The 21,006-nt window shown below is 38.5% G+C and carries 17 protein-coding genes; 1 reads left to right on the top strand and 16 read right to left on the bottom strand.

Annotation, left to right across the window (positions count from 1 at the left end; genetic code table 11):
• Nucleotides 1–30: 30 nt before the first annotated feature.
• The 11 genes from IW492_RS12795 to IW492_RS12745 form a co-directional block, all read right to left on the bottom strand.
• A complete protein-coding gene (locus IW492_RS12795) occupies nt 31–894 on the bottom strand; it encodes a two-component system regulatory protein YycI (RefSeq protein ID WP_202068030.1) in 864 nt (287 codons plus the stop codon).
• Nucleotides 894–2,207, bottom strand: coding sequence for a YycH family regulatory protein (locus IW492_RS12790; protein WP_229441183.1), 1,314 nt, complete (start codon nt 2,205–2,207; stop codon nt 894–896). Before IW492_RS12790 ends, IW492_RS12795 begins: the two co-directional genes overlap by 1 nt.
• Entirely contained in the window at nt 2,204–4,036 is a 1,833-nt protein-coding gene (walK, locus tag IW492_RS12785) for a cell wall metabolism sensor histidine kinase WalK (RefSeq protein WP_202068029.1), read from the bottom strand. The genes IW492_RS12790 and walK overlap by 4 nt, the downstream gene beginning before the upstream one ends.
• 6 nt (nt 4,037–4,042) lie before the next feature.
• Nucleotides 4,043–4,747: a response regulator YycF gene (yycF, locus tag IW492_RS12780; protein WP_202068028.1), complete on the bottom strand. Its 705-nt coding sequence runs from the start codon at nt 4,745–4,747 to the stop codon at nt 4,043–4,045.
• A gap of 191 nt (nt 4,748–4,938) precedes the next feature.
• Nucleotides 4,939–5,607, bottom strand: a complete 669-nt coding sequence (locus IW492_RS12775; RefSeq protein ID WP_202068027.1) for an MIP family channel protein — start codon at nt 5,605–5,607, stop codon at nt 4,939–4,941.
• Between the two features lie 182 nt (nt 5,608–5,789).
• Nucleotides 5,790–6,647, bottom strand: a complete 858-nt coding sequence (locus IW492_RS12770) for a DegV family protein (protein ID WP_202068026.1) — start codon at nt 6,645–6,647, stop codon at nt 5,790–5,792.
• Nucleotides 6,640–7,206, bottom strand: a complete 567-nt coding sequence (locus tag IW492_RS12765; RefSeq protein ID WP_202068025.1) for a DUF1836 domain-containing protein — start codon at nt 7,204–7,206, stop codon at nt 6,640–6,642. The genes IW492_RS12770 and IW492_RS12765 overlap by 8 nt, the downstream gene beginning before the upstream one ends.
• A gap of 577 nt (nt 7,207–7,783) precedes the next feature.
• Nucleotides 7,784–8,425, bottom strand: coding sequence for a TIGR01906 family membrane protein (locus IW492_RS12760; RefSeq protein ID WP_202068024.1), 642 nt, complete (start codon nt 8,423–8,425; stop codon nt 7,784–7,786).
• Between the two features lies 1 nt (nt 8,426).
• Complete coding sequence (locus tag IW492_RS12755) at nt 8,427–9,194, bottom strand: TIGR01457 family HAD-type hydrolase (RefSeq protein ID WP_202068023.1); 768 nt, start codon at nt 9,192–9,194, stop codon at nt 8,427–8,429.
• A 5-nt stretch (nt 9,195–9,199) separates the two neighbouring features.
• Complete coding sequence (locus tag IW492_RS12750) at nt 9,200–9,850, bottom strand: YutD family protein (protein ID WP_202068070.1); 651 nt, start codon at nt 9,848–9,850, stop codon at nt 9,200–9,202.
• 1 nt (nt 9,851) lies between these two features.
• The gene (locus IW492_RS12745; RefSeq protein WP_202068022.1) at nt 9,852–11,261 is read right to left on the bottom strand and encodes a bifunctional metallophosphatase/5'-nucleotidase; all 1,410 of its coding nucleotides are present in this window, start codon (nt 11,259–11,261) and stop codon (nt 9,852–9,854) included.
• Nucleotides 11,262–12,371: 1,110 nt separating this feature from the next.
• Here IW492_RS12745 and IW492_RS12740 point away from each other — a divergent pair.
• On the top strand, nt 12,372–12,827 hold the full coding sequence (locus IW492_RS12740) for a methylated-DNA--[protein]-cysteine S-methyltransferase (protein ID WP_202068021.1): 456 nt from the start codon (nt 12,372–12,374) through the stop codon (nt 12,825–12,827).
• 458 nt (nt 12,828–13,285) lie between these two features.
• Here IW492_RS12740 and IW492_RS12735 read toward each other — a convergent pair whose 3' ends face one another.
• From IW492_RS12735 to IW492_RS12715, 5 genes are all read right to left on the bottom strand, one after another.
• Nucleotides 13,286–13,930 (bottom strand): class I SAM-dependent methyltransferase, encoded by a 645-nt coding sequence (locus tag IW492_RS12735; RefSeq protein ID WP_202068020.1) that lies wholly within the window; start codon nt 13,928–13,930, stop codon nt 13,286–13,288.
• A 304-nt stretch (nt 13,931–14,234) separates the two neighbouring features.
• A complete protein-coding gene (locus tag IW492_RS12730) occupies nt 14,235–16,619 on the bottom strand; it encodes a phosphoketolase family protein (protein WP_202068019.1) in 2,385 nt (794 codons plus the stop codon).
• 835 nt (nt 16,620–17,454) lie between these two features.
• Nucleotides 17,455–17,727 carry a hypothetical protein gene (locus IW492_RS12725; protein ID WP_202068018.1) on the bottom strand — a complete coding sequence of 91 codons (273 nt, stop codon included), beginning with the start codon at nt 17,725–17,727 and terminating at the stop codon, nt 17,455–17,457.
• 442 nt (nt 17,728–18,169) lie between these two features.
• A complete protein-coding gene (uxuA, locus tag IW492_RS12720; protein ID WP_202068017.1) occupies nt 18,170–19,246 on the bottom strand; it encodes a mannonate dehydratase in 1,077 nt (358 codons plus the stop codon).
• A 15-nt stretch (nt 19,247–19,261) separates the two neighbouring features.
• Nucleotides 19,262–20,860, bottom strand: a complete 1,599-nt coding sequence (locus tag IW492_RS12715; protein WP_202068016.1) for a mannitol dehydrogenase family protein — start codon at nt 20,858–20,860, stop codon at nt 19,262–19,264.
• Nucleotides 20,861–21,006: the final 146 nt, after the last annotated feature.

Genomic DNA, 21,006 nt, shown 5'->3' with positions numbered 1-21,006 from the left:
TTCATGTAATCAGTATATAGTATACAACGATCAATTATCTTTTTCCACCCTGATAACCGCATTACTGGTAATAATTGTATTGCTCATGGCGTTCACCTGCTCAACCTGCAGAGTCGTTGAATTGGAAGATATCCCGATAAACCAGACAGGAACATAAACATTCTTTTCTCTGATCTTGTATATCTGCGAATAAGCCAGCTTTGAAAAAGTAATAGTTGAGTTGCTGGGGATCTTATTGTTTACGTAAAGTGTTTCTATGGCATCCTGTTCTGAATAAAGATCTGCTTTTTCTCTCAGCTCTTCCAGATTTCCAATATGAGACTGCGAATACTGTACGATTCTAAGTAAATCATCTGTCTCGCTTTTTTCAAGCGACAAGGTAATCTGAGCCGTGTCATCATGAATTGGAATACCTCCATATGATTGTGCTGCAACGAGTTCGGGAAATTCACCGTTTAAATTAGAAAACTGAGGTAAATACGTATATTCATTGCCGTATAAGACACTTTTTTCATCCCTAAGAAAGCCGGAAAACGTCTCATTAACTTCATCTGGATCAATGTAGTGATTACTTGGATAATCAATGACGCCATTTTCAGTCACGGTAATATTTTTTAAATAGGAATAGTCATTTTTAGCTGCCTGCTGTTCCTGAATAGCCATATAAAAATTTGTCTGTTCTCCACTTAGGTAGTAACCTTCAGAGCGTTTAGTAGACAATTCCTTTTTGTGCGTAATCTGATCTTTTTTCAGACGCGTTTCCAGGCTTTCTGTTTTCTCGGAATAAGAGACGTAACTTTCATCCTGCAGACCTTCCCGATAGATACTGAATAAAAAGATATTTACCCCTAAGAAAACCAGGAAAAAAATCCATTCAATCCGCTTAAAATCCATTACTGCACCTCCAAATTCACGATTTTCTGCAGCAATTCGCGCTCCGGATACCATTGTCCACGATACAAAATATACCATTCCGGTGTTAAATCAACAACTTGGGTGATACCCTCGATTGTCTGCCAGCTATAGCCGATAATCAGCGATTCAATTCCTTCGATATCTGCACCGTAAGCAAGCAGCTCATCCAACAAATCAGAAGTGTCCTGTAAAGTAACTTCTTCTTCAGAAGGGATAGGTACCTGAATCATATCAACACTTGTATCAATGCTGATTTTATGCTGCTCAGATTCTTCTCCATCAATGGTGACTTTGACCTGCCCTTTATTATTTTCACTGAAAACAGGAAAACCTTCCACAAATGTACGGTAATTCACTTTATTATCTGAGTAATCAAAATAGCGTATATTCCCAATATTGGTTCCCAATTTTTTCATATAGCCAAAACTGTCAGCATACACATTATGATCCTCAGAAGATACCTGGAGATTTCCACTAAAATACACTGTACTCGTTTCTTCGTCAATAACCAGCTTTTCAACCCCGCTTGTATATGAAAGATCGTTACTGTCCTCATTTGTATGAACACTGTCCGGATTGGCAAAAAAAGCATTTCTGAAAAGTGTTATAGGCTGAGATGCTAAAATATAGCTGTATTTTTTAAGTTTTAGGTCGCTCATCATATAGTATTGCTTATTTGCAATTGACGAACGTTCAATAGCCTTAAAATAGTTGATTCCGTCTTTTTTCAATAAATTTTCTATCTTTTCCTGGTCAATCGAGATAAATGCTGAGTAAACATTTTTATTCTCAAAATCAAAAAAATAGATTCTTTTTCCATCAAAATCGACTTGTATACTGCTGAAATAGACTTCTTCTGCCAACGAGATATCAGTAAGATCAATCGGAAGATTATACACGGACAGATATTCACTTAGCAGGAAACGTCCTTCATAAAGAAATTCAAATCCTCTTTTATCTGAATAGTAATTTTCGTATTCTTCTTCGCTTCCGCTGCTTACCAAAGAAAGCTGGTCAATTATACTGCTGCTCAACACCTTTTGAATGGAGCTGATTAGACTTTCGCTCGTACTTACAGTTATCTCGTCATTCTCCATTCTGACAATTCTTAGAGGGAGAAAAACATCGCTGCTGGATCTTTCTTTCGTTGTAGAAGTGACCTGCCCCTCATTTTCCAAGCTATCTTCTTTAATTGAAGAACTGCTCCAAATTGAATAGCTGAAATAGAGACTTAGCAAAACCATCAGAATCAGACCGATCCGAATCAGTTTCTCAGTAATAGTCATTTTCATTCCCACCAAACCTCCTCATAAGGTTCATAAGGCAGAGAAATATAGAATGTTGATCCCTGACCTTCTCGGCTTTCAACCCAGATCGCCCCATTATGAGCCTTCATTACTTCTTTTGAGATTGCCAGTCCCAGTCCTGTACCGCCCTGTGCTCTCGCCCGCGCCTTATCCACTCGATAAAAGCGTTCAAACACTTTCGGTAAATCTTTCTTTGGAATACCAAGTCCTCTGTCTGTTACGCTGAAAATAACACTACTGTGGGTTTCCAACAGACGGCAGACAATTTCTCCGCCATCTGGAGAATATTTAATGGCATTATTCATAATATTGTCTAGTACTTGTATAATTTTATCCATATCAAGTTCAACCCAAAGATCTCTCTTGGTAAACTCACGGCGAATGACAAATTTCTTCTCGTCATTTTCAACCATCATATCAAAACGATCCAGTACAAAATTTATTAATTCATTAAAATTGACATACTCCATCTGCAATTCAGAATTTCCGGAATCCATTCTGGAAAGATTCAGAAGATCGTTAATCATGCGGATCATCCGGTCTGTCTCTTCCAATGTGACTTTCAGAAAATGCGGTGCGATTTCGGGATTTTCCCAAGCTCCTTCATTGAGCGCTTCTATATAGCTTCTCATACTTGTCAAAGGCGTACGCAGTTCATGAGAAACATTGGAAACAAACTCACGGCGTTCCTGTTCATTTTTTTCCTGCTCTGTTACATCATGCATCACACAAACAATCCCGGTAATAAAACCTGATTCTCTTCGAATCATCGCAAAATCAACCTTCAAAATCATTTGATCCTCGGGATTATCAGAGAGGGAACGGTCAATCAGTAATTCATCCGGCTCCTCTAAAAGCTTTCTCAGCGTGTATTCTCCATCAATATCCAGCAGCTCCAGCAAGGACATTCCAATCGCTTCTTCTGCCTTAACATTTAATAAAGTCGTAGCCATTTCGTTAATAGTAATGACTTTTCCTCGCCGGTCTGCTGCAATAACTCCGTCTGTCATATGCGTAAGCACACTATCCAGTCGATTTCGTTCTGACTCCATCGTTTCCTGCGCTTCTTCCACTCGTTCGCTCAACTGGTTAAAGGTTTCCGCCAGCTGTCCAAGCTCATCTTTTCCATAGATTTTTACTTTCCCGCTGTAATCGCCTCTTGCGATACGCAGCGCCTGCTCTTTCATTTCTCCAATAGGCTGAGTAATCGAACGAGAAATCAACAGTGTGACAATGACAGAGATAATTCCCGCCATCAATGATGCAGTAAAAAATATCCGGGCGATATCCGTAACTTCCTTATATTTGTTTTCAATGTTGCTTTTAACATAAACAGCCCCGATGACAGTATCGCCGGTCGGGGAATAAATTGGCTGGATATTAATATATACCCTTTTCCCGTTTTCAACTGCAGGGTATTTTTTTGCGACAAACTCATTCAGATTACGGTATTCATTTTTCTTACCAACCACTCCCTGTTGGTTTAAATCACTGGTTGCACGAACAATTCCCTTATCGTCAATCACTCTGACTTCAAGAAATTCTGAATTTGAAAAGCTGCTCAGGACTCGTTTTATATCTGTATCAACATCCGCGCTGACATTGTCGTCCTCATTATTTAGCGGATTGCTCAATGAGTTAACGAGCTGAGTCACCTGCAAATCAATATTTTTTTTGTATTCACTGATTGTCGTCGTCTCCAGTTCACGAATAAAATATCCTCCAATAATCTGTATAGCGATCAAAAGAAGGAGGATAAAGGATAACGCAATCTTGAAGTTGACTGATTGAAAAAAGTTAACCTTTTTCCTCATAGATCACTACTCCTGTTCAGGATTTCTTAGGTAATAGCCGACACCTCTTCGGGTAACCAAATATGTAGGGTGGCTCGGATTGTCTTCAATTTTTTCACGCAGTCGTCGAACCGTCACATCCACTGTTCTGACATCTCCAAAATAGTCATACCCCCAGACTGTCTGCAGCAAATGTTCTCTTGTCATTACCTGACCTATGTGTTTTGCCAGATAGAAAAGAAGTTCAAACTCTCTGTGAGTCAGCTCTATTTTTTCTCCGCGTTTTGATACCATATAGGCATCCGGATGAATGGTTAAATCGCCAATTGACAGTTCAGAAGGTGTATTGTCGTCGGCTTCCTTAACACTGGCAGCTCCACGACGCAGGTTGGCTTTAACACGAGCAACCAACTCTCTATTTGAAAATGGTTTTGTCACATAATCATCTGCTCCTAATTCAAGTCCTAGAACCTTATCGATCTCAGAATCTTTGGCAGTTACCATAATGATCGGCATATCATAGGTTTTTCTGATTTCCCGAGCAACTTCCAAACCGTCAATTTTAGGGAGCATCAGATCAAGAATCACCAAATCCGGCTCTTCTTCTTTCACTTTTTCCAATGCTTCTTCACCATCATAAGCAGTTGAAACTTCATACCCTTCTTTTACTAAATTGTATTTTACAATCTCGGAAATCGGTTTTTCATCATCTACGACTAAAATCTTTTTCATAAAGAGACACCTCTTTTTCTTTCCTACATAGTTTTGCAGTATTTTTTTCATTATACCTCATTTTTTGAAGTCTTTCATCTTTGTTCACTGATTTCGCTGTTTCTATTCACCTTTCTTAAGAAAATCAACAAAAAACAAAAATCAGAATCAGTCCTTAAAGACCGATTCTGATTAACTGTTGATTTAATTTGTTATACTTCTTCAGTATCTAAAACATATTTGGCAACCAGCGCTGCAAGCAATCCGCCGATTAGCGGTGCAACAATAAAGACCCACAGCTGAGACAATGCATCTCCGCCGGCAAAAATCGCAGGACCCAAACTTCTTGCAGGGTTTACTGATGTACCGGTTAACGGAATTCCAACCAAGTGAACCATTGTCAGTGTAAGACCAATAACGATTCCTGCAAGTTTGGCATTTCCTTTTTTAGCACTTGTGACAGTCATAATAACCAGAACAAAAATAAATGTTAAAATAATTTCAATAACTAACGCACCCATAGCTGTGAAATCACCAAAGCCGTTTTGTCCAAGATTTGAAGTGTTCAGACTTCCTGCTTCTAAAATCATCAGTAATGAGAAGGATGCCAATAGTGCACCAATCACTTGCCCAACAATATAATAGGCCAATTCCACTGTCGTGATTCGTTTATTTACCCACATTCCCAGTGATACAGCAGGATTTAAGTGAGCACCTGAAATTGTACCAATACTGTAGGCTGCTGCAATAATCGTCAGCCCAAAGGCTAATGCGATACCTGTTGTTCCGATTCCTTCCATTCCGTTTCCTAAAACAGCGGTTGCTGTTCCGAAAAATACTAAAATAAATGTTCCAATAATTTCTGCAATTGCTTTTTTCATTTTTTATTATCTCCTTTCAACAATAATGAGTTTAACATAACAATCGTCTTTTTAAAATACTTTTCATAAAATTTCCATATCAAAAAAACCGAAACAGACTGATTCAGCAGTTCCAGTTTTCATTTTATCATATTGTTAATTTAACGCAATTATTTGAACTTGCAATTGATTACATAACAAAATCAGTCCAAGATTTGAACACCGATTCCAAGGAGTCCAGGTCCGGTATGAACAACCAATGCCGGGCTGATAGTGCCAAAATAAATCTCTTCAGCTTGGGGAAAATTTTCTTTCAACTTTTGATAGAAAGTTTTGGCTTCTTCTTCTGCTTCTCCATGCGCAACAGCCAAAACAACTTTTTTGTGGTTCCCAATAAATTCTTTAATCAGACTAAGCGTTTTTTCCAGACTTTTCTTTCTGCCTCGAGCTTTTGCTACAGTATAGTAAACCCCTTCTTCATTACAGGAAATAATGGGATTCAATTTTAAGGCATTTCCCAAAATAGATGCTACCAAACCAATCCGGCCGCCCTTTTGCAGATATTCCAATGTCGCCACATTAAAATAGACAGTGGATTTTTCAACGTTTTCAGATAGACGTACTTTCATTTCTGCCCATGGCATCTCAGCTTCAACCATTTTAGCAGCCTCAATCACTTGAAGTCCGCTGCCGATCCCTATATTTTTCGTATCGAGACAGAAGGTTTCCACATCTTTAAACTCCTCACTGATCAAACGAACAATATTAAATGTTCCGCTCAAACCGCTGGAAATTGTAATCGCCAAAATTTTTTCAAAGCCGTCTGCTTTAATCTTTTCAAAAATTTTCGTAATGGTGTCTCCGTCAGGTAATGAAGTACTCGGGATTTCAACCGGCAAACGCTTATATACCTCTTCCGGGGTGATGTCCACTTTATCCGTGTATACTCGATCTTTATAAATGATTTGCAAAGGAATCACATATATTCCGTATTTTTCAATTAGTTCTTGCGGTACATCAGTACCGGAATCTACAAGTATTGCTATTTTTTGTTTATTCATCACGTTTCTCCATCTTCTCTAAATATAGTTGCTCCAATTCGATCACTTTTTCACTGAACATTTTTGTTGCAAAAGATAAGGTTGCTGCTTTTACAGCCAGAGATTCTGTAGGAATATTTTCACTAAACGACGAAACAGGTTCTTCCCCTAATGCCTGGGCAACAACAACTTTCAAGGCTTTTTCCTGTTCATTACAAAATTGATTATAAGCTTCCCTAATTCCAACTGCAGCCCCCTGAAACAAAATTCCCTGTTTAATTTCGGGAATGGTCAGAACCTGTTTCAACAACGTAATAGCAACAAGAAATGCTAAATGTTTTTGATTGTATCTCTTTTTTTCAGGTGCCGGAATCAAACCAAGCTTTACATAGTTATTAACCATTGAAGATGTCAGCAAGGTATGTTTGTCAGTAGTAATCAATGGTGACAAGTATTTTTCCACAAGAGTAATTACTTGATCCATATACAGCTCTATATCCGGCAGTTCATGCCATCTGGGTAAATGAATGCCCTTCAAATTTTTCCCCCACTGTTCCAGCGAAGCTCTTATATCGTTCAAAAAAACACACCACCTTTTTATAAAAAAATAATAACATATTTATTAAAATGATTCAATCTAGTTGTCGAAACTAGATCAACTTTAATTTCTTTTTTATAAGAGATACTATGCATAAAATAAAAAAGAGTTTAGGACAGAAATAAGGTCCAAACTCTTTTCATATCTAAACCCGAATAAACAGCGAGGTTGAGACAGAAGTGTTCTGTCTCAAGAACCAGGTAGGTATCATGCATCATCTACTCTGACGAGTCAATCGTAGTGATTTATGACAATAAGTCGGACTATACGAAAATTGTCAAGGAACACTAGTCATAAAATGACTAGCTGTGAATTGATACCTCCCTGGAGCTACTCATATTTTCAGTATCGTTCGACTTATTTCCAGAACTACTGTCTCTACGAGTCTAACGATTCTCGAGACAAAACATTACACTGTATCCGTTTTTCTGCGTCTACGGTTCTCACTTCGTTCCGATCCTCGAAGCATGGAGGGGCTTTGGAACACCGTTTATTCGGTTTTAGGGATCTCAGACATAGTTTTGTCACAGTCCCGACCTCGCGTAATTTATTCAATTAATTATTTTTTTCTTAAACTTCTCCTGCCAACTAAAAAACCAGCGAACAGGGTCCCTTCCAGCAAAATAAAAAATAGAAGGAAACAGTGCATAAAGAACATTTCCGGCAGAACATTAATCACCGGATCGGTTACAGGATCAAACAGCCATGCATCATTATTAAAAAAGATTCCATGGAACTGAACAAAAAACTGATCAAAACCTACAGCCATTAACAGCAGAAAAACCACAGGAATAAATAAAGCAATCTGACAGGGACGCATTAAACGCCATAACCAGCCATTCTTTTTCAAGTACCGTAAAAAAAAGCCTGCTGGAATAATTGTCACCAGCAACACCCCGTAGTTCAGTAAAAATAGACGTTTTACTTCATAAAAATGGAAGGCTCCGCTTTCAGAAACTGGAAAATCAGACATTTTCAGTGTTGTAACAAAAGGATTATTCAGGTAGCTCATCAGCTGATCGAAATTTTCCAGCAGCTCTTTTTGGCTGATCATTGTATAATCAAGAATATTTAAGTAGTTAATGTCAAAACGATACAACGGTCGAAAATTTATTGTGATGGCGATGCACAGGGAAATGACTGCCAAAAAAAGACAGGTAAATCCCAGATATTCTATAATTGCTCCTTTGCGTTTTGTCATGCTACAGTTCCCAATCATCCAATGAGTTAAGAGTATAAGTCGCTGCAGTCGGCAAGTTTGGCACCTCTTCTTTCTGAGTAAAACCAGACAAAACCAGCAATGTATCAATACCGTTTTGAATACCGGACTGTATATCCGTTTCATAATTGTCGCCAACCATTAACACATCTGTTTTCTCCAAGCCCATAAGTTTAACTGCCTCGTTCATAATCACAGAATTCGGTTTGCCGATTATAACAGGCTCTTTCTGCACAGCTGACTGTACCAAAGCAATCATCGAGCCGGCTCCGGGAAGAAGGCCTCTTTCCGTTGGAATATTTTTATCGGGATTTGTACCTATAAAAACGGCACCTCTGCGAATAGCCAGTGTCGCTTTCACAAATTTTTCATAGGTAATTCCTGTATCCAGCCCTACAATTACATAATCAGGACTCTCTTCCTCCCAGACAAATCCTGCAGCCAGAATCAAGTCGACTAAACCCGATTCGCCAATCACATAAACCTTTTTCCCCTGATTCATTTCTTTCATATAATCAATCGTTGCCAGAGATGCGGTGTAAACAACAGAAGCCGGAACATGCAAATCAAATTCTTTTTCCAGCCTGTTTGCAACTGCCTCAGGCGTTTTTGTTGTGTTATTTGTTACAAAGAGAAAGGGCTGATTCGTTTTCTGAAGCCTTTCAACAAAACGTTTTCCTGCCGGTATAATTTCCTTACCCAGATAGATCGTTCCATCTAAATCAATCAAATAGCCCTTGTAATTTCCCACTGTTTCTACTCCTCACGTTGGCGAATCGTAAATGATCGATTATTGTTCGCCTCTTTTTTCTCCGGTTTCTTTTCAGCAGCCTGCTGATTTGCCCCAGTGTTTTCTTTTCTATTACGAATAACTGGTTTATTTTTCTTAAAATCTTTTTGATTTTTTGCAGGTCCTTTCTTTTCTTCTGTATGAGCCTGATTATTATTTCGATAGTTGCTTCGTTTATTATTTCGCTTTCTTTTAAGTCCCTGTTTTTCCCGCTTTCCACCTATTCGCTCAAGTACAAAATAAGCACAGCCGAAATTACAGAATTCATAAAGATAATCTTCCAAACTGTCAATCCGCTGATCAGGAGAAGCCTTTCGATTGCCTGCTTCAAAAAAGCCTTTCAATCTAAGCTGATCATATCCCCAATCCCCTACGATGAAATCGTATCTGGATAAAATATCACTGAAACGTTCACCTATTTTCTCTGCATCAAAAGCATCCCGATGATTTTTCACCAGCATGTACTGACGATCTCCAATCATAATCTGGCTTTCATCTACAGCAGTTACTACTTCACCTCGCTGTTTGGTTTTAGCAGGTTCTTCATTTATCTCTTCAATCACAGCAGCAATTTCTGCAGTTAATTCATTCTTTTCTTCAGTTTTCTCCGTCACAATCTCACCACCTGTCGTTTATTATACCTTGTTTTTTATTGATTGGATAGTGGCGTCTCAAATAGTCTCCTAAAACATTTCGAATAAACTCCGGGAATAAAAATTCTGTCTCGCCAACAATTTCTATTGTTGGAAAAAAAGGAATAAATAAAAAATGATCTACCGTAGTCAGTGTATATTTTCGATCTTTTTGAATCCTTTCCCCATTCCATAAAACGTTCTTTGTCTCTTTGTCATAGAAGATACCGTCATAGCAAAGCTCTCCAAATATTTTCCCTCGGAAGCCCATTCCCATAATCGGAAACTTCCTCAGATACTGCCTGTTTTTTTCCATCTCTCTTACTAGACGAATCATATCCTCCCCAACCAATGTTACCCGAATCAAATGCATGGGATGAGGCAAAATTCGATGAAGATCATCTTCCGTAACGACTCCTTTTGAAAGCTCATCTAAGAACAGTCCTGTATTTAAAACAGCAGCCTCTGTCCTACCTCTCTTTTTTACTGCATCAAGGGTCTTAAAGATAACAGGATATCTATCATCCAGTTCATTAGACAGCTCATAAGGCAGTTCAGCAACTGATTTCCTTTTTAACAACTCATGCCCCTGCTCCATATACCCGATTATCTCTTCTTCGTCTTTTGGAAAAAAAGGCAGTTCATCAGTTGGATGAGCTTCTGCAGTTGTTTTAAAAATTTTTCCATCTTCCAAAAATACGTGAACCTCACCAACATACTGTCCGAATTTTCCGGCAGCAGCTAACTGAGTACGGTTGATTTTTTCACCATATCTAAACAAATGATGGGTATGTGAGCCCAGCAGAACATCAATTTCTGGATAATTAGTGGCAATTTTTATATCATTGTCTATTCCCAAATGACTGAGTAAAATCAGCAAATCACATTTTGGTCTGACTTCTTGAACCAACTCTGGAAGAACCTCATCAACCCGACGAATATCCCAGCCATTCGGCTTATATGTCAAAGGAAAAGGCGCAGTTAATGCAATCAAGCCGATCTTCGTATGAGACGGAGTTTCAATGATTTTATAGGGTTCAGCCCATTCAGGTCGTTCACCTGTATCCGGATCAAACAAATTACCCAAAAGAACATCAAAATTCGCTTCGTTATATAAATTATTTAATTGACGCTTGGAGTTTCCCACACCTTCATTATTTCCGATGGTTGCTCCATCGTAGTGAATCGTATTCATCAAATCAATATTAGCCTGACCATCTGTTGCCTCAGTCAAAGGATGCCAACGGTCTACAAAATCTCCCAGATCAACTGTTACTGTTGTTTGACTGACTTCGGTGTTTTCTGCCTTTTTCTCCAAAAGAAATCTCCTGATTTTCGGCCAGTTTTCAAAATGAGAATGCAGATCATTGGTATGCAGTATAATAATTTCTTCCATACATTCCCTCCTTGTCTATTAAAAATAATTTTGCCTAAAATCTCCATATCCTTGATAGGCAAGGATTCACAGCCTGTTTTTATTCTCTTCCCTTGCAACAATCTAATTAGGTTATCTTAGGTGTCTAAGCAAACACTTTATATTGAGCAGCATTGAGCTGCAATGATTGTAGATTTCTCTACTGCTCTCAGTATCGTCAGAATGCTCAATGATGGAGGCCCCTTGTCAAGTGCTCCAGATATTTAATCGATCAGTTTTTCATAGCTTCTTTTGAGTTGCCATATTAAAATTACTCAACTATTCCTTTTTATACAATTGTTATTCTTAATTGAATTAAACACTGTAGATTAGTATTTCCCCCACCTGATTCCTTCTTACATACTATTTCTGAGAGGCTTTAGCCGCCATTCTCTCATAGCGTCTGTTCACTAATTATAGTAACATACTTCAAAAACATCCGTCTTTCTAACATGTTAAGTAAATTTAGCCGCTCAGGTTCCCAACAGCTAAAAGATTATCTATATTTGATACATACATGTAGTCAAAAATCTTCACTATAAACTGATTTTCCTTTTAGACAATTCTAATAAATCCTAGAAATAGAAAAAGACATAACTGTCGTTTGTTTCTTCTTACAGCAGCTCACCCTCAGCTGCTGTTTTCAAGTTCTGAAAATTTCCCCACTCTTTGCCGGAATCAGTAAAATATATTTGGCTTGTACTTCTATATAATCAACCTTAAAAAAACAAACATAAAGAAATATCATCATTATATAAAAAACAATTATTCGTATAAAAAATAAGGATATATCCACAAGAAAACTTATTTTATTTGGAAACCCTTAATCATACTTTTTAAGCAAATGACAAAGGACATGATGAATGATAACCAGGCATTTTACGATATATCTTGATGCGAAGCTGAAATATACTCAAGCAGCTTTACAGAAAGCACTGACCAAGGACTTACCCTCTTGTTTCAACTGTTTTTAGACAGGTTAACAGCCGAGACACCTATTTTACTTTAAATTAGTATACTGCTCTCTCCTAGTATATTACACTTTAATTTTAGGGTATAATGAAAAAAACGAAAGTTTCAGAGGATCAGATAATGGAAATAATTACACCAATAGGGCCTATTTGGCTAAATGCAAATGAACAAGGATTGACTGAGGTTTCCTTTTTCCAAATAGCAGATCATCAGACAAATTGCTGGACAGAACAGGCTGCACTGGAATTAGACACTTATTTTTCAGGAAAATTAAAAGAGTTCACCACTCCTCTATTATTTGAAAAGGGAACAGTTTTTCAAAAAAAAGTCTGGGATGCTCTTCTCAATATTCCTTATGGGGAAACCCGCTCTTATCTGGATATTGCCAAAGCAGTAAATTCAGAAAAAGCAGTTCGAGCCATTGGACAGGCCAATCGGAACAATCCATTCCCTATCATTGTTCCCTGCCATCGTGTGATTGGAAAAAATGGGAAGCTGACAGGCTATCTGGGCAAAACAAATGATGAAGGACTCTCAATAAAGTCATATCTCCTTGAGTTGGAAAATGCTCTGTAACGAATAATCGATCCAATAATTAAGAGGGTAACAGAAGGGTTTTTCCGCCAAAACCAAGTAGATACTATGCATCATCTGCTTCTGTGATTACTTGAAGCACAAAAGGACTTGCTGCATACTGAGAATAAGGCTGCTTTGACGATCTCATGAATATGCAGACATTCACTCTTAAATAGGAAATAGCTAATCGCAGAGGCATATAAAGACTGGAATACCGTTTATTCGGTTTTAAGAGACTATAACTTATACCATTCACAGTCTCAACCAATCAAATTGGAAAATTGCAGAAACATCTCTCAGTTTCAGCTGCTGTTCTTTTACCAGCAACTGAAACACAATTATTTTCAAAAAATAAAAACAAGCCCTGACACAAGAAATAGCTTCCTAAAGTTATAGGGCTATACAATGGGCGTGCTCTCTCTTTGAGCAGCAACTTTAGCCAGTCTGCATCCAATTTTCTATTTTTTTAATAACCACAAATCAATAGATAGGATTTGAGCAATTTTTTCTACTTTTACAAAACCTGCACTGCTTGCAAATTCTTCTATTTTTCTTGGCGTAACACTTTGCATTACTTCTTCCTGATTCAAAAAGGTTCGCATTACCTCCTCTTTGTTTGCACCATTTTTGATTGCATACTCTTTCCACCATTCCAAATGTTGATTAGAAAAAGCACTAACAATACAAATTCCCTTATGATCTAAAAGACGATATAGTTTATATAGGAAAGCTTCCTTATCCTCTATAAAGTGGATAACAAGTAACGATAAAACAAGCTGAAAACACTGCTCCGTCTGGTATTCTTCAAAAGCCTGATTTTTATAGATCAAACGTTCATTTTTAGGCAGCGATCGCTTCACTCTTTCCAACATCTCCTTGCTGGGATCAACAAATGTATAACTAGCTGTCGGATACTGCTTCAATAGCATGCCGCTTTCAATCTCTCCACCACCCACAAGCAGGATATTATCAACCTTTTTTTGAGCTTCCACAGGTAAGACACCTTTGAAAATCAAGTCAAACATTAGAAAATATCCGGGCAACTTCAATGCGATATCCTCTGTATAATAAGCGGCATAATTCTCTTTTTCAAAGTCTTTCACACGAATACCTCCATCAGAACGAATACCATTATTATTTCATTGCAAGTATGAAAGGTCAATGAATACCCTTGTTTATAAGTTGTGGACTATCAATAATAAGATTATAAACCGACAAATTACTTGTTTAAACGGTTCAGAAATTTCATATTATTAATGGTTGCCTTTTTTCTATTCACTTTAGTCATTAAATTAACTAAAGTCATTAAAAAATTGGCGGCATGGGTTCGGTTTAAGTCCGAATTCATGCCAGCCAATAAAACTTATTTTGCTTACTGCTTTTAAAGTTCCTATTACTCTATCTTTTTTAGCTGAAGTTACATTCTTTTACTTTCAGCATTTCCCATTTCCAATTAGTAACTTCTGGAATATCCGTTCCATTTTGTCTAATGAAATCATGATGGAACTGGATTGTTTCATCCATTTTTTTCGAGAATGCTGCTGCTTTATCACCATATACAGCATTGGCCGCATCTTGAGCCAAATGGAAGCGATCCAATTCACTAAAGACCCGCATATCGAACGGCGTAGTGATATCCCCATTTTCACGATATCCATGAACTAACAAATTATGATTGTGACGTTTGAAGAACATATCTCGAATCATTCCTTCATAACCATGGAATGCAAAAAGTACTGGTTTGTCTGCTGTAAACAATGTATCGAATTCTTCATCTGATAGCCCGCGAGGGTCAACTTCTGGATGACGAAGTTTCAAAATATCCACAACATTGATAAATCGAATCTTCATATCAGGAAATTGCTTATTCAAAATACTTATTGCAGCTAATGCTTCCAAATTAGGTTCCGTCCCAGCTGCGGCGACTACCAGATCCGGCTCTTCTATACCAGTTGTACTTGCCCAGTCAATCACCTTAAAACCTTTTTCCACCAGTTCCTCTGCTTCTTCTACAGAGTAGAACTGCGGTCGTGGATGTTTACTGGAGACAATTAGATTGATGACTTGTTTTTCCTGCATCGCTTTATCCATCACTGCCATCAAACTGTTGGCATCTGCCGGTAGATATTCACGAATAAATTCTGGTTTTTTCTCAGCCAAGTGGGTCAACACACCAGGATCTTGGTGGGTATAGCCATTGTGATCTTGTTGGAAAACAGTTGAAGTTGCAATCAAATTCAAGGATGGATATTGCTTACGCCATGCATGGGCACTGGCTTTTCGCATCCATTTAAAATGCTGTGTCATCATGGAATCAACAACACGCAGAAATGATTCATAGCTGGCAAAGAAGCCATGACGTCCAGTCAACACATACCCCTCCAACAATCCTTCTGCCTGATGTTCAGATAGTTGACCATCAATCACTCGTCCAACAGAAGACTGCCATTCATCGCTGCTGTCTTTTAGTTCCAGCCATTGTCGATTCGTTACTTCAAAGACTTTGTTCAATCGATTGGATTTGGTTTCATCTGGTCCAAAAATACGGAAGTTTGTTGGGTTTTCAGTAATCATATCTCGTGCCTGTTCACCAAAGACAATCATATCTTGTGCTATCACAGCACCTGGTGTAGAAGTATCAACAGCATAACGTTTCCAATCCGGCATGTTCATCGGCTTTGGATCGATTCCGCCGTTTGTGATCGGATTTGTCGCCATCCGTTTATCTCCTTTTGGAGCCATTTCTTTTAGCTCATCAATGATTTTTCCATTTTCATCAAATAATTCTTCTGGACGATAGGAGTTCAGCCAGTTTACCAATTGATCAATATGCTCCATGTGTTCGGAATCAACAGGAATTGGCACCTGATGGGCACGAAAAGTACCTTCTATCTGCTCATCATCCCATATTTTCGGACCAGTCCAGCCTTTTGGTGTCCGGAAAATGATAACTGGCCATTGGGGCATTACGGCATCTTCAGCATTTCCTTTCCGAGCTTCTGATTGAATCGCTTTGATTTCTTCAATTACTTTATCTAGTGTCTCCGCCATTATAGGATGAACCAAAGTTGGATCTGTTCCCTCAACAAAATAAGGTTTCCAGCCCAGTCCTTCAAAGTATTTAGTTAAGTCTTCATTGCTTTTACGAGCAAGAATCGTTGGATTGGAGATTTTTCCGCCATTCAAATAGACAATTGGCAGAACTGCCCCATCATTGACCGGATTAATAAAAACATTAGAAAACCAGCTGGCTGCTAATGGACCCGTTTCAGCCTCACCGTCACCGATAACTGTAGCCGCAATTACTTCCGGATTATCCAAAACCGCACCAGTTGCATGTGCCAGCGAATAGCCTAACTCCCCACCCTCATGAATAGAGCCTGGTGTTTCTGGTGCCGCATGCGAAGCAATACCTCCTGGGAATGAAAAGATCTTGCATAATTTCTTTAATCCAGCTTCATCCTGAGTGTACTCGGGATAAATTTCTGTATAACTGCCATCGATATACGAGTTTGACACCATGACTTGTCCGCCATGACCAGGACCTTCAATATAAAACATGTTTAAATCAAATTTATTGATGGCACGATTTAAATGCGCATAAAGAAAATTTTGTCCAGAAATCGTTCCCCAGTGACCAATTGGATGGGTTTTCACATCTTCTTTTTGAACAGGTCGGCGTAATAAAGGATTGTCCTTCAAATACATTTGAGCCACAGAGATATAATCTGCAGCACGCCAGCAGGCATCGACCTTCTCTAAGTATTCTTTCGTATCAAATTTGGTTTCCATACATAAAACTCCTTTATTTATTATTTAAGAGACTAGCTCTTTAATACCAGTAATCGTTCCCATTAAAAAATATGGGATGAGCAATGATGCCCTATTCTCCAACATATTTAAAATAGGAATTATGGACCTCCAATCAACCAATGCGTATAAAAATCTGACCTTCTATATTGGCTGTTTTTATTTGTACCTTTTCCAATCATCTGACCGAGGTCAGGTTAAACAAGATTCATTCCTCTGATCAATCAGCTGTAATGATGATAACCAATTTCAAGCTAAAAGTACTGAAAAATTCATGTAAGTACAGAAGTATTTTACTGAGTAAATTGCTTCTGATTCTCTTTACAGCTATTCGGATCGTTAGTTAAACAATTCACAAATTTCTACTTTAAAAAATATATCCGAACCATTTCGCTCTATTTTTCGAAAGTACACTAAAAGAGACTAAAAAAACAAAGAGCCCCCTCAAATATTGACACCCTAAAAACAACTGTTTACAAGAATCTTATCAGGATGTATCTGAAACGTATTGTGACATCCGAATTCTTCAGGAATTTTGAGAGAAATCCAACAATGAAATATCGAGAATGGGACAGAAATAAAGTTCCAAGCTCTCTTCGTATCTACCCTCGAATAAACAGCGGTACAAAAACAAAAATTCTTTTTGCGACGAGTACCCGCAGGAGCAGCTCCTTCAGAATTAAGCCCAACAATCCTGAAAATATGAGAACCTCCAGATCCTTCATCGAGTAGTTGACAAGACTTCATCTATTCTGCTAAAGCAATCCTAGTGAAGCCTGTCAACTCTCGTATGTTTCATACGCAGAAGTTGAGATGATCACAGCGGAGTGTATCCATTCTGGAATGGCAACAATTTTTTGACAGTTTCTATAAATAATTGAGGTACATCCGTTTGTTCTGTTACGGTTGCCATTGACAATGAGCCTTCTGGGGTATGTGTTTTTGTCTTGTCGCCTGAGCCTAGAAACGGCACAGACGATTCCCTCCGGATAACATCCCCCAACTCATTGTCAATGGTTCGCTTCGCCAACAAACCACCGTAGATCGTGTTTTTTAACGCTCTATTTTCCACAGAAAAATTGTCAAACAAAGTGTAGCCTATTCAATTCTCAGCTATTCATTTTATGGCTAGTGTTCCTTGACTATTTTCGGATATTCCTTCTTAATTCTCAGAGCTGATTGCTTTTGACCCGACCTCACGTAGTTATGATAATGAGTTGCCGATTCCTCTATCTCTAACTGGAATGGCAGCATATGACTTATACGAAGAATAGAAGCCCCTTCCTTTTTCAAATGGTGTTTGTTCCTTTCTATTCCTTCGAAACGATTCGCCGCAAGGTCTTCCAACACATCCTAATCACTAAAGTTAAGTTGCAAAAATCAAACAGCAGGCTCATAAGGAACAGCGTGCAGCGGGAAATCCCAGCCAAGCTCAGTAAATTCCAAAATTTCCCATCCCAACACCATTTTCTACGTATAGTCAATGCCAGCAAATCAACTATTTAAAAATATTTTTTTATCAATTCTCACGATTATTGGTGCAAGCGTTGTGCCATATCCCAATTCCCCGTCAAATACATGGCACCCATCGCACGATCATACAGACCATAGCCTGGTCGTACATTTGTTGAATTTTCGCCAAAGATATGCCGCCCATGATCGGGACGGATATATCCGTCAAAGTTATACTTTGCCAAAACATTCATGACACCAGTGATATCAACAGTCCCATCTGATGTCCGATGAGATACTTCAGAGAAATCACCATTTGGATATACACAGACATTCCGTACGTGCATAAAGTGTGTGCGATCAATAAACTCATCCAGCATAGTCACAACCTCATTATTTGGATCTGAACCTAATGAACCAGTGCAAAAAGTCAATCCATTGTATGGACTTGGATTAACAGCCAATAATTTTCTAATATTATCTCGTGTATTCACCAAACGCGGCAAGCCAAAGATAGAAAACGGCGGATCATCCGGATGGATCGCCATCTTAATGTCGTATTCCTCACATGTCGGAATGATCGCATCCATAAAGTATTTGAAATTTTCTCGTAATTTATCATCGGTAAACCCATCGTAAGCTGCAAATAAATCTTTGATATGTGCCAAACGCTCCGGCTCCCAACCTGGTAAAGTCAGACCGTTACTTTCTTTCTCCATCATATTGACCAGTTCCTGCGGGTCCAGCGACATAATTTTTTCTTTTTCAAAAAACAATGAAGTTGAGCCATCAGGCAGCGGATGGAACATATCTGTCCGAGTCCAATCAAAGATAGGCATAAAGTTATAGCAAACAACCTTAACACCGTTCTTCCCTAAATTTTTCAAACATTCTTTGTACGTTTCGATATACGCATCACGCGCCGGCAAGCCTAACTTGATCGCATCATGAATATTGACAGACTCCACGATCGTCGCCTTCAGGCCATGAGATTCAATATAAGCGATTTCATCTTTGATCTCTTCTTCTGACCACACTACTCCAGCCTGCTTATCATGTAACGCCCACACAATCTCCTCCATAGCTGGAATCTGACGGACGTAATCCAATGAAATCGGATCATTGTTTCGACCATACCATCTAAATGATAGCTTCATATTCATTTGCTCCTTTTATTTGATCGTTTGAATTGTTTCTCGTATCGCTCCCGGTGCCGTTGACATTTTATTAAAAAAGGTCAAAACTTTTTCGGCCAAACCGATCTTCACTAAATCAACACCGAATATCTTGCTATTAGAAAGCACTGCATATACCTTTCTATCCGCTTGCTCTTTTCCTAACTCAAAGTCAGCAAACATTGGCTGGAGCGTGTCCAGCAATGGATCTGAAGAGACATCGAACCTTTCCCCTTGATCATCAATACCTGTCAAATAGCGCAACCACCCAGCAAAAACCAAAGGAATAACCTGCAGCTCTTGAACATCCAGCACATCAGAGTTTAAATAAGACTTGATCGTCTCACCAAAACGAACAGACAGCTTTTGAGAGGTATCTGATGCAATCCGCTGTGGTGTGTCTGGGATAAAGGGATTGGGAAGTCGTTTTTCAACAACTTCATCAATAAATTGTTTGGGATTAATAATGCCGGGGTTTATTACCACTGGCAACCCCTCTCTGTAGCCAAGGATTTTTATCAATTTCACCAAATCCTCATCATTCATTTCTTCATGAATGGATGTGTAATCCAGCAGACAACCAAAAATCGCAAGACAAGTATGCAACGGATTCAAGCAAGTCGTCACCTTCATCGTTTCTACTTTGTTTACAGTATCTCTATCCGTAAAAATGATACCGGTTTTGTCTAAATGAGGTCTGCCATTTGGAAATTCGTCTTCTATGATCAAATACTCTGTTTCTTCTCCATTGACATAGGGTGCTGCAAAGGTATTTTTTAATGTTTTAGATGGAAACATTTTTTCTAATCCGTCTTCTTCCAATACGGCTTGCACTGCAGCATCCGGTCGTGGTGTAATTTTGTCAATCATAGACCAAGGAAATGTTACGTTGCTGCTGCCTTCAACATATGTTTTAAATGTCGCTGGAACCAATCCTTTTTCCACCCAAGCATCCACATAAGCCGATACTGAAGCTTGCAGTTTTTCACCATTATGGGACATATTATCCATTGAAACGAGCGCTATCGGTAATTCACCTGCTTGAAAACGCTCATATAACAAGGCAACTAATTTCCCTAAGTAACTGACTGGTTTCGTCGGACCGTTATCAAAATCAGTTTGTACTGCTGAAATGAGATTACCTAAACCATCCACCAAGCTGTATCCTTTTTCTGTAATTGTCATTGAAACCATTTCAAGAGAAGATTTTCTGAATATTTCTTTTAACGTATCAAAATCAGCAGAATCTGTATCCATTTTTAAATAATCAGAGACACTAGCCAAAATCTCCTTTTCAACTTGCCCGTTCTCTTTCAGAGTCACATTAATCGTTAAATTGTCATAGCTGGATAAAATATCCACGATTTCATCATCATAACCTTCCGCTACGATGATTCCAGTATCAGTCACTCCTTCATTCAACAGGTGTTGATGGTGAGCTGCTAAAAAGGCACGGAAAATGTTTCCGGCCCCTAAGTGTACCCATTTAGGCGCTGCTTTGGTTTTGGCAGCCATTACTTCTACATCATATTGAGGCATCTGATACCCGGCAGCAATCAATTCCTTGTTGGTCAGACTCGCTTTGTTCAATTTCACCTTTCCTACCTCCTTGTAATTTTTCCATGTTCTAAAAGACTGTTCAACTAACTGACGTGATAGAAATCGCCCATATAAAATAAGAAATTTTCCTTAATAAACATAAATTCTGCTTTATAATAAATAGAAATACTTGCAGCACTCAA

This window comes from Enterococcus sp. BWB1-3, from assembly GCF_016745275.1.
Classification (GTDB): Bacteria; Bacillota; Bacilli; order Lactobacillales; family Enterococcaceae; genus Enterococcus_L.
The sequence above is the reverse complement of the archived record's forward strand: the minus strand, read 5'-3'. Positions and strand labels throughout refer to the sequence as shown.